Annotated in this window: 8 protein-coding genes; all 8 read right to left on the bottom strand. The window is 39.7% G+C overall.

Features of this window, described 5'->3' with window-relative positions; genetic code table 11:
• Positions 1–2: 2 nt before the first annotated feature.
• Genes nuoL through M0Q17_RS02440 form a run of 8 tightly spaced genes read right to left on the bottom strand, consistent with a single transcriptional unit; the run spans position 3 to position 11234 of the window.
• Entirely contained in the window at positions 3–1925 is a 1923-nt protein-coding gene (gene nuoL / locus M0Q17_RS02475) for an NADH-quinone oxidoreductase subunit L (protein ID WP_295082944.1), read from the bottom strand.
• 3 nt (positions 1926–1928) lie between these two features.
• Entirely contained in the window at positions 1929–2237 is a 309-nt protein-coding gene (gene nuoK, locus M0Q17_RS02470; RefSeq protein WP_294927830.1) for an NADH-quinone oxidoreductase subunit NuoK, read from the bottom strand.
• On the bottom strand, positions 2234–2812 hold the full coding sequence (locus M0Q17_RS02465) for an NADH-quinone oxidoreductase subunit J (RefSeq protein WP_295082943.1): 579 nt from the start codon (positions 2810–2812) through the stop codon (positions 2234–2236). The genes nuoK and M0Q17_RS02465 overlap by 4 nt, the downstream gene beginning before the upstream one ends.
• Positions 2813–2823: 11 nt before the next feature.
• Complete coding sequence (gene nuoI, locus M0Q17_RS02460) at positions 2824–3459, bottom strand: NADH-quinone oxidoreductase subunit NuoI (RefSeq protein ID WP_295082941.1); 636 nt, start codon at positions 3457–3459, stop codon at positions 2824–2826.
• A gap of 9 nt (positions 3460–3468) precedes the next feature.
• Positions 3469–4455, bottom strand: coding sequence for an NADH-quinone oxidoreductase subunit NuoH (gene nuoH / locus M0Q17_RS02455; RefSeq protein ID WP_295082939.1), 987 nt, complete (start codon positions 4453–4455; stop codon positions 3469–3471).
• A 3-nt stretch (positions 4456–4458) separates the two neighbouring features.
• Entirely contained in the window at positions 4459–6945 is a 2487-nt protein-coding gene (locus M0Q17_RS02450) for an NADH-quinone oxidoreductase subunit G (RefSeq protein WP_295082937.1), read from the bottom strand.
• A complete protein-coding gene (locus M0Q17_RS02445) occupies positions 6945–9188 on the bottom strand; it encodes an NADH-quinone oxidoreductase subunit G (protein ID WP_295082935.1) in 2244 nt (747 codons plus the stop codon). The genes M0Q17_RS02450 and M0Q17_RS02445 overlap by 1 nt, the downstream gene beginning before the upstream one ends.
• Before the next feature lie 12 nt (positions 9189–9200).
• Positions 9201–11234 carry an FAD-dependent oxidoreductase gene (locus M0Q17_RS02440; RefSeq protein ID WP_295082933.1) on the bottom strand — a complete coding sequence of 678 codons (2034 nt, stop codon included), beginning with the start codon at positions 11232–11234 and terminating at the stop codon, positions 9201–9203.
• Positions 11235–11292: the final 58 nt, after the last annotated feature.

The raw sequence follows: 11292 nt of genomic DNA, 5'->3' as shown, positions 1-11292 counted from the left end.
TATTAAACTCCTAAACCTGAGAGAAACATCTTGATTTCTCCAGAATGTCTTGCTGCAAGTCCAAAAACCACAGCCAATGAGAGCAGAACAACAGTTCCTGCTACCATCCACTTAAGCATAGTCGATAGATTACCGCTTTGCATAACTCTTGTTTTCTCGCCTGTTTGGTAAAATACATTTGCGATTCCATCAACAGTTGCATCAACAATCTTCTGATCTACTTTTATCCAAAATACCTCTGAGAGATCCCTATATGCTTTTATAATATAGGTCTCATAAAAGTATGGAATATAATACTGATTTATAAGTAGTTTATACACAAAGCTATTCTCCATTTTAGAAGTTCCATCTGGTACCTTGATATCTTTTCTTGTATATTTTTTGTATGCGTAAGCTATTGCTGTAATTACAAAAAGTTGAGTTCCGATAATCATAGTCCAATATACGGCTGGATGATGAACGTGATACTCAATAATCGGAAGCAGTTTAGTTATCATCTCAAAGTATGATAGTTTTAATGAACCCGCAATAATTGCAAGAATTAAAAGAGGACTCATAGCAACTAGCATAAATTTGTATGCCTCATGCGGATGGATGCCAAAGAGTTTATATCTATCTTCGCCATGAAATATAAGCGCCACAAGTCTAAAAGAGTAAAATGCCGTCAGACCAGCAGTAAAAAGAAGCACGGTATAGATAATATAGTGTTGCTCAACAAATGCAACTTCTAAAATCAAATCTTTTGAGAAGAATCCCGCAAGAGGAAAGATTCCCGCAAGTGCGACCGAAGCGACTGTCATCATAACAAACGTTCCCTTCATAACCTTTCTAAGTCCGCCCATCTTAAACGGGTCAAGCTCATCATGCATAGCATGCATAACATTTCCTGCACCCAAAAATAGAAGCGCTTTAAAAAATGCGTGAGCCATAAGATGAAAAAGAGCAACCCAGTAAGCGCCCAGACCTGCAGCTGCAAACATATAGCCTAGTTGTGAAAGAGTTGAATATGCGATAACCCTCTTCATATCACGGTTTACCAGTGCCATTGATGCGGCAAAGAGTGCCACAAACGCGCCTAAGGATGCAATGAATAACCCAACGTTTGGAATCAAATCATAAAGCGGATGTGCGCGAACAACAAGATAAACACCCGCTGTAACCATTGTAGCTGCGTGGATAAGAGCCGAAACAGGAGTTGGACCCTCCATCGCATCAGCTAGCCAAGTATGTAGCGGAAACTGAGCCGATTTACCCATAGCACCGATAAATAAGAAGATACCCATCCATGTCAATACGTCATGTTCTAGTGATGGCATCACAGCAAAAGCCTCTTTATATTGAAGAGTGCCTGTATTCCAGTAAATCATAAAGATACCGATAAGCATTCCAAGGTCAGCAATACGGTTCATAATAAACGCTTCATTAGCTGCCCAAGATGCGCTCTCTTTATGATACCAAAACCCGATAAGAAGCCAAGAACATAGTCCAACGCCTTCCCATCCGATAAAAAGGCCGGCAAAGTTGTCACTCATAACAAGTATCATCATTGAGAAAACAAAAGCAGAAAGGTAAGAGAAAAATCTGTTAAATCCTTTATCATGCTCCATATAGCCAATAGCATAAACATGAACAACGGTTGAAACTAATGTAACAACTATCATCATGGTAACGCTTACCTGATCCACAACAAAGCCAAACGGAATATAAAGATCTCCAGTTGCCATCCATGTCATCATCTCAACATGTATAGTATGTCCTGTTACCATAACAAGTATCAGAAGTATAAAACTGCTTAAAAATGAGACTCCAAGCAAAATACTTGGAACAATCCCTGCAATTTTTGTCTTTGGCGAAGCTCCAAAAAGTGCTGCAAACAAAGAGCCTACTAGCGGCGAGAATAGTGCGGTATATAAAAATAGTTCCATCTTTTATCCTCTCATCGTTGACATGCTGTCTAAATCAATATTGTTATGTTTTTTATGCCAAACAATCAAAAGACCAAGACCTACTGCAACTTCTGATGCAGCAATAGCAATTACAAAAAATGCAAACATCTGCCCAGTCAAATCACCGTAATAGTGTGAAATCGCGGCAAAAGAGATATTTACGGAGTTTAGAAGTATCTCTGTTGCAAAAAAGAGCATAAGAAGATTCTTTCTTCTCATAACGCCAACCAAACCTATTGCAAACAGGATTGTTGATAGTACGAGATAGTGATTGAGTCCTATTTCCATCATGAGAGCACCTTCTTAGTTTTATCTTCTTCTCTCATTTTTAAAATTTCTTGTTCATTCATAAGAGTAAGAGAGAGATCCATTTTTTTCCCAGCGAGTACAATTCCCGAAATCATAGCAACCAAAAGCATTACGGCAGCTACTTCAAAAGGAACAAGGTACTTTGTAAAAAGAACCATCCCGACCTCTTGAGTATTGCCTGCACCTTCAGTAATAGGATAAAGTGCCTCAATATTGCTGCCAACTATTGGAGCCCCAACTATGAGAACAATCAAAACAGCACTTATAATGCTTAGTCCAATGACTATCACTTTATTACCATGCTTCTCTTTTACATCTCTTGTTGTATCAAAAAACATCATACCAAAAGCATAAAGAGCCATGACGGCACCGGAGTAAACGACGATCTGTATCGCACCTAAAAAATCTGCACCTAAAATAAAGAAAAATGCCGATATAAAAATCATTCCTGCTGCCAATGAGCTAATAGCATATAGCGCCTGCGAGGTCGTTACTGCTATATAGAACATTGAGATAGTCAAAAAAGCAAACAGATAAAATGCAACTGCTTCAAACATAATCAAACTCCTTAATATGCTAGAGGTGTTTTTTTAACACGCTCATCTTCATGTGGTGTAATTGCGCCAAAACCTTCAAACTCTTTTTGAGTTCCGGCTTTCATCTTTTCTAGTGGCGTTAACATATCTTGAAAAATCAAGAATTGCTCTCTTTGATCACTTGCATTTTCATACTCGCCGCCGTGAGTAATCGCAAGTTCGGGACAAACTTCCGCGCAGTAACCGCAGAAGATACAGCGCCCTAGATTGATGCTGTACTCTGTTACCTCTTTGCGAGAATCTTCATCTAGTTTTGTATCTATTCTAATACAGTTACTTATACAAATTTTCTCACAAAGACCACACCCGATACATCTTTCAGTATCTGACTCCCAAAGTCTTTTCATCTCATGCACAGCTCTATATCTTGGACCAATTGGCATCTTCTCCTCAGGATACTTTACCGTGTGAATGTTAAATCGTATCATCTCACGAAGCACAACCCAAAGACCGACAAAAAGTTCGCCTCTAAAACTTCTTTTTACTACTCTCTTAAACTTACCCCAGCCATCTGTCGGATAAGGCGCAATATCTACCATAAAGTAGTTACTATCTGCCTCCGTAACATTTCTGTTATTAAAATGTTCTTGTATCTGTTCATTATGCATATTTACCCCTTACATCATCACAATAGCTGTGACAAGTATATTTATCACGGCTATGGGCATTAAAACTTTCCAGCACAGCCACATCAGCTGATCCGGTCTAACATCTGGCCAAGCCGCTCTTGTCCACAAGAAAAAGAAGAAGAAAAATGCAGCCTTAACAAGTAATCCGAGTGCGCCTAAGAAGCTTCCGTCTCCATATCCACCTAAGAAGATAAGGGCCAAAACAAAAGAGATAAAGAACATATTCGCGTACTCGCCGATAAAGAAAAGTCCCCATCTCATACCAGAATACTCTGTTCCAAATCCGTCAATAATCTCATGATCATTTGCTATTAAGTGAAACGGTGTACGACCGGTCTCCGCAAAAGCTGCTATCCAAAAGAGAATAAATGCTACCGGCTGAGACCATACAATCCAATCCGTAATGCCGCCCGCTTGATACTCGTTAAAGTCTATAAGCGATAAAGAGCCTACCATCATGATAGGTGCAAGAAGTGACAACCCCGTAATAACCTCGTAAGAGATAAATACAGCCGCTCCCCGTGCTGCTGAGAGAAGTGAGAATTTATTTGCCGAAGCCATACCGGCAAGCAAAGGACCGTAGAGTCCAACTCCCATGATTCCGAGAATATATAATATACCGATATTTATATCAGCTACAATAGGATGAACTTCATATCCAAATAGTGTAAAAGATGGTAAAAACGGAATTGCCGCAGCTGCCATAAAAGCAGTTGCTGCCGTAATTACCGGTGCAATTTTAAATATTCTGCCAACTACATTTGTAGGGACGATATCCTCTTTTGTAAAGAGTTTAATACCATCAGCCGCAACTTGCAGTAGTCCAAAAGGACCGACATATACAGGTCCTAAACGACGCTGCATAAATGCAAGAACTTTTCTCTCAAAATATGTTCCAATTCCCGCTAACGCAGAAAATATAAGTAAAATAGCGACGATTTTTATAACCGTCTCAATTAAATATGCTGTTTCCATATATTACACCTTTTCAATCGAAGCTGTTGCAAAGCGGTATGAACTAAACAGTGCCCCTGAATTTATTTTAGAATCAAATGTCGGCATAAGTATGATATCGCCGCTAATTTTATTATCGCTTACGATATTTGCTACAAGCTCGCCGTTATCGCTCTTAACTCTCACGCTATCCCCCTCTTTTAAATCAGATTTGCTAAGAAACTCCTCACTCATGTAAACCCCGCTTACCTCATCAAGATTGGTAGCTTTATTGGTAAAATCAGTGAACTGTCTTACAGGATTTGCCATGTATATAAGAGTTCCCTCTAGTTTTATCTCGCTAAAAGCAGCAATCGACTCATCGCCGCTTACTTTAACCGCTACATTATCAAGAACATAACCGCGATGTTCCGTGCCGTCATTGTCATAGTGGTTTGGCAAATCATCAAACATCTTAGCTTTAAACCCTTTGTCTGTAGGCAGCATAGGAGTGTAGTTTATAACTAATTCAGCTTTTAAACCAAGCGCATTTGCTATATCGTTTAGCTCATAGCCTCCGTATCCGATAGCGGCATTTGTCGGATTTACTCTCTTGTTGATGCTTGTTAATGTCCCCTCTTGCTGATTAATAGCGGGCATATCCAAATCGCCATCGCCTAAAGCCGATAGCGTAAAATCGCCTTTAGTGTTATAACCGATTCTCATAGAACCCTCTTCCTCGTCAAGTTCACAAATTAGCGCAACACCTAGAGAGTTTGTAAGCGTAGGTATCATTGTAATCTCAAATGCACTGTACTTTTCAATAAGCGCTAAGAGACGAGCAAGATTTTTTGAATTTGGATGTGTATATAAATCTGCTCCCGCAATCAGAGCAAATGTATCTTTTTTTGCAAGGTTTTTCTCTAACGCTTCCATAAAATTATCATCAGCACCCAAAATATCTAAAAGACGGTTATCATCTACTTCAACCTCTTTTGAGATTTTTTTAGGAACCATCTTTTTCTTCTCTTCTTCTACCTCTTCCTCTTCGCCGCTCTCCTCGTTTTTCTTCATAACCTTAACTATCTCAGTAATCTCTTCTTTGATTATCTCCTCGACAGTTATTGTTTTTTTCGAGTGAAATGAAGCCAGATACTCAACTACCTCAGAGGGGAGTTTCTCTTTATCCCCAAACAGATCAAGTATCAGATACAAAACAACCTCCTCTTGAAGCGGAGCGTGATACATGGTCATGATGCTCTTACCAAGCCCCTCTATAACTGGATCTTTTACGGGGTGGAAGTAAATACCCGCACCTTTGTTTACTGTCATAGAGTTGTTTAGTGCATATCTTGCATTTGGATTGTCGCTTTTAATCGCAGTTCCTACAGAGATAACAAAGTTTGCATTGTGAGTTGCTTCAAGGTCATAACCATAAAGTTTTGTGCCACTAATTTCGCTGTAATCATTCAAGAAAGTTTGAAATGCTTTTGCCTCGTTATTTACAAGTCTGTAACCAAATTTTTCTTTTAGTTTTTGTAGCAGGTACGCCTCTTCATTTGTAATAGTAGAAGTAAACTTTATTGTGTCTGCTTTTTTAAACACTTCTATTGCCTTAGTAAATGCCGCAGCATCCTTTGATTTGACTTCGTTTTGATAATCAAATCCATATCTTCCCGCACCACAGAGTGAAACATAGTTCCACTCATTCATAACACGATAGATTTTTTCCTCTGTATTGTCGATGCTGGTATGTTTTACATCATAACTTATCTGACATCCAGCAGAACAGTGTCCGCATGTTGCGGGAATCTGTTTTAACTCCCACGCATTTGATTTATAGATAAAGTGAGTATCAACAAGTGCGCCAACAGGACAAACTGCCGCACATTCGCCACAGCTTGTACAATCAAGCATCTCTTCGCCACTTGTAAGCCCAATAAGAGATTTGTTGAGTTTATTCCACATAGCATATGCATCTTTTGGCATGCTCTCTTTATACTCAGCTTCGAGTGCATCAGCACCACGTGGTACTGTTTTTAAAGCGTTGTCGCCTATCATATCTTTACAAGTAGTTACACATCTCTCACAAACGATACACAGACCCGGATTGTAGTGAATATGTCCCCAATCAACATCACTTCTATCTACATCTTTAACTGCATAATGCTGTGCATCAACACCCATCTCTAAAGTATAGTTTTGAAGTTCACACTCGCCTGATTGATCACAAACACCGCACTCTAATGGATGATTTACATCATATACTTCCATAATTGCGCGACGCTCTTTAACAATACTCTGAGTTGATGTTACGACGCTCATACCCTCTTTTGACTTTGCGTTACAAGCATATACCTGCTTGCCGTCTGCTTCAACTAGACATAACCTACATGCAAGAGTAGGGCTGCATCTTGTTAGGTAGCAAATTGCCGGTATAAAGATATCATTTGCACGAGCGGCATTGAGTATATACTCGCCCTCTTGCGTCTGAATCTCTTTTCCATCAATATTTATAGTAATTTTACTCATTACATTACTCTCGCTATTTTGGATTTTTCAAATCTGTATCTGCTTGCATCTACACTTATATCAAAGGTAGGGTTTAGAGCTATAGTTCCTTTAAGTTCCTCATCTAACTTAAATTTTCTCTGGATTTTTGTTCCCCCAAAGTTAATCTCAACCATATCCCCATCACTTATTCTAGCAGCTACACTAAACTGAGCAGAACCTCGTAAAAAGTTCTCCTTAGGAAGTTGCTTTGTTTTTAATGTATAGTTGTTAAACTGAAGAACTGGGTCGCACTGGTAGATAATCGTACCGTTAAACTCAGGCAAATCATCAAGCTCTTCAAGATTACCTTCAGCTCTACATATAATCTCATCAAGAAGATACCCGCGGTTATCTTCGCCCATTGATGATAAAAAGTTCTCTAAATCATCAAAAGCTATCTCTTTAAAGCCAGCGTTTTTATTTAACTCTTTAGTATATTCAACTGTCTCTGCTTTATCAATACCAAAAGAGCGTGCTATATCATTGAGAGTATAACCCTCAAACTCCAGCGAAACATTTGTCGGAAGCACTCTGTTATCTATGCTTACGACAGTTCCCTCTTGTTGATTTAGCGCTGGAACTGCCAAATTAGCACCCTCTAATGAAGAGATTACAAACGAGCCTTTTGCATTGTATCCAACTACATTTGAGATATTCTCATCACAATCAAGCGAATTAATAAGTGACACACCAAGAGTATTTACCTCACGAGGCACAACGACTAAAGAGAAGTCGCTGTATTTCTCTATAAGTGCGGCAAGTTTAGCTATATTGTTTGCTCGCTTATGTGCAATTAAATCATTGCCTATTATAAGTGTTCGCTTTTTTGCTCTTGCAAAAGATTTCATCATTAAAGAGAACTCCTCTTCCCCGATATTTGTCTCTGCACACAAATAACCAAAATCAAGCTCCTTAAAAAATGCTCTCTCGCTATCATCTAAGTCGGCATCTTGAAGTATTGCATGAGCTAAAAGCGCCATAACGCCCTCTTCTGTTCCCACTTCATACTTCATCATCTGAGTAATTACGTTTTGCATCAGAGCATCTTCCATAGGATGCGCATATAAAATCTTTGCACCATTATGTTTTGCGGCGGTAGTTAGCGCATATCTAACACCTGGATTATCAGTAGCAATTCTGCTTCCTATAATTATGCACGCATCTGATTGCTTGATTGCATCAAGAGAGCCGCTGTGATGAAGCTTGCCACTTATAGAGCTGTATGATTTCATAAACTCTGCAAACACTCTCGCATCTTCATTAAATAGTTTTATGCCGAGTTTATCTTTTAAAAGCTCTAAGATATGCGCCTCTTCATTTGTTATAATTGAAGAGAATCTTATAGCTTTTGCTTCTTTAAGAGCCTCAATAGCGCTGTTAAATGCACTCTCATTACTACTTACTCTATTTTCAAAGTCAAAACCAAATCGTCCTGCTCCACAAAGTGAGGTAAACTCAAAGTTGTTTTTAATTCTGTATATCTCATCTGCACCGTTAATTGAGCTGTGTCTTGTTTCATACTCTAACGGACATCCAGCCGAACAGTGCGCACACGTTGCAGGAACACGATTTAGCTCCCACGCGTTTGCTCTGTATTTAAAGCCACTGCTAGTAAGCGCTCCCACAGGACAAACCGCAATACATTCGCCACAAAATGTACAATCAAGAAGCTCGCTACCTTTTGGAATGATGGTAGATTTGTAACCGCCAAATTGAACCTCGATAGCATCATCGCCTATAACTTCGTTACAGACATGAACACACTTCTCACACATGATGCACAGCGAAGGCTCATAATCTATAAGTCCCCATTTTTTCAAGGGGCGGAGTTGATCACGAGCGGAGAAATTTTGACGCTCAACATCAAATTCCAAAGTCTTATTTTGTAAATCACACTCCCCTGATTTGTCACAAACTCCGCACTCTAGAGGATGATTTACATCATATAGTTTCATAATATTTGTGCGCTCATGGTTAAGAGCTTGAGAATTTGTAGTTATCTCTACTCCCTCAATAGGAGGCGTATTACAGCTAAGCACAAAGCCATCCATACCACTTGCTTCAACAACGCACATACGGCACGATGCGCAAGGTGATGTTTTTGAAATATAGCACATTGTTGGGATATAGATGCCATTTTTGCGAGCGACATTTAAGATGCTCTCACCTTTTTGGGCAACTACCGAGATGCCGTCAATTTTAAAACTAACTTCTTTATTCATCTCACCCATCCTTTATGCCTGTACCATTGCTATATAGTAACAACGCATACAGCGCTCTGCTTCACTTAGCGCCTCTTCTTGAGTGAAGCCTAGGTTAACTTCTTTATTGTTGTATTTACGATCTTCTGCTTCAAGAACTTGACTATGCTCTCTAGGAATTCCAGCCAGCCAACCTTTAACTTTCTCTTTTTTATCATAAACACGAAGTTTTCTAAGGTGATCTTCCATAATCTCATCATCACTTAGAGTAACCTCACCACTCTGGACATAGCGTGCCATAACAGATGCTGCACGCTTTGCCTGTCCCACGGCATTTACAATAGTCATAGGACCATATTCACAATCCCCAGAAGCAAAGATACCTTTACGAGATGTCATGTAATCCTTACCGTTTGTTTTGATAGTCGCCCAGGAAGTCTTCTCAATCTCCCACTCAGGAGGAAGTAGTTTTAAATCAGCCGACTGCGAAACTGCAGGGATAAGATAATCCGCCTCTATCTCAAAAGATGCTCCCTCGACTTTAACAAGCTCTGCACGACCGCCATCAGGATTTGGAACTAGCTCAAACTTATCGATTAGAAGAGATTTTATTATATTGTCTTCATCTCTTAAATCAGCTACTGCCGAATGAAAGATAAACTCAACACCCTCTTCTACGGCTTCATGATACTCTTCGTATGTAGTATTGCGAATAATCGTCTGCTCATCTCTACGATAAATCATATAGACCTTTTTCGCATTTGCACGAATTGCGCATCTTACAACGTCCATAGATGTAAAACCGCCTCCTACACAAACAACTGTCTTACCTGTCAAATCAACATAAGGAGTTGTTAAGAGGTTCTCCTCTTGCTCCTCTTTTGAGATTGTATAGCCATACTTCTCATAAAGGTTTACTTTATCAAGAAAGTCTATCGCACCCCAGTAGCCCTTTATCTCAGCTCTTTCGTTGTTACAATAAACTTTTTTTGAGATTCTAGTACCTGTTGCAATCATAACCGAATCGTACTCATTTTCAAATCTTCGCATATCATCGGCATTGATTTTAGCGTTGGTTATAAAGTTAACGCCCATATCTCTGACACACTCAATATCTTGATTATACTTAGCTATGGGCATTCTATATTCAGGTACACCAACGGCAACTTCACCACCAAGAACAGGGAGTTCCTCGTAAACATCACACTCAATACCCTCAGCTGCCAAATAATAAGCCGTTGTAAGTCCGGCAGGTCCTGCTCCAATGATTGCAACTCTTTTTCCGTTGCTAGGCTTCTTCTGCATCGGGTGGAAAAAGTCATACCCATGGTCGGTTTCCCAATCAGCACCAAGACGTTTAAGCGCCATGATAGAGACAGGCTCATCAAGGTTTGTACGGCGACATGCATCTTCACATGGATGAGGACAAACACGACCGCAAACATGTGCCAGTGGCATTGTCTGGCGAGTTGCCATAAGCGAGTCATCCATTCTAAGATCTCTTACACCCTCTATATAAGCAGGAATATCTACATGCGAAGGGCAAGCATCAGTACACGGTGCAGTTATTTTTGCAATATATCCTATCTTCTCATGATAATGCTTAGATGGCTTTTGCTCGTTTATACACTCTAAAAATGTATCCTCAAAGTGCCTCATCAGATCAATAATAGGGTTTGGAACCGTTTTTCCAATCTCGCATTTTGAAGTGACCTGCATACTTTTACCAATCTCTTTTAAATGGTCCAAATCAGCTATACTTCCCTCACCTCTAGCGATTTTATCGAGCTGATCATATAAAATACGTCCGCCCCAGCGCCCAGGTGCACATCTTCCGCATGCTTCTGAATACTCTTGATACTGCGCAGCGTACTCCATCGCTAAACGGATTACATCTACATCCTTATCAAAAAGTGCCACCCCGTCCCAGCCTATAAAAGCTCTGGATTCTCGGTGAGAATCATATTGTGCAGGCAGGTTATAAGCTGATTCTTCCCACTCCTCTTGCGGCTTGTTAATATTGTTTATAAACTCGCCGTTCCAAGTAGAAAAATATACTTTACTCAAAATTCAAATCCCACTTATTTTTTTGTTACGATAGTCCAGTCGACTTCGTTGAACTTTA

The organism is Sulfurimonas sp., assembly GCF_023229105.1.
Classification (GTDB): Bacteria; Campylobacterota; Campylobacteria; order Campylobacterales; family Sulfurimonadaceae; genus Sulfurimonas.
This window is presented reverse-complemented; position numbering and strand designations above follow the sequence as displayed.

What these genes read in the sequence shown, in the direction of transcription:
- nuoL (WP_295082944.1), bottom strand. Translation starts at nt 1,925, where the DNA reads ATGGAACTATTTTTATATACCGCACTATTCTCGCCGCTAGTAGGCTCT.
- nuoH (WP_295082939.1), bottom strand. Translation starts at nt 4,455, where the DNA reads ATGGAAACAGCATATTTAATTGAGACGGTTATAAAAATCGTCGCTATT.
- nuoK (WP_294927830.1), bottom strand. Translation starts at nt 2,237, where the DNA reads ATGATGGAAATAGGACTCAATCACTATCTCGTACTATCAACAATCCTG.
- M0Q17_RS02465 (WP_295082943.1), bottom strand. Translation starts at nt 2,812, where the DNA reads ATGTTTGAAGCAGTTGCATTTTATCTGTTTGCTTTTTTGACTATCTCA.
- nuoI (WP_295082941.1), bottom strand. Translation starts at nt 3,459, where the DNA reads ATGCATAATGAACAGATACAAGAACATTTTAATAACAGAAATGTTACG.
- M0Q17_RS02445 (WP_295082935.1), bottom strand. Translation starts at nt 9,188, where the DNA reads ATGAATAAAGAAGTTAGTTTTAAAATTGACGGCATCTCGGTAGTTGCC.
- M0Q17_RS02450 (WP_295082937.1), bottom strand. Translation starts at nt 6,945, where the DNA reads ATGAGTAAAATTACTATAAATATTGATGGAAAAGAGATTCAGACGCAA.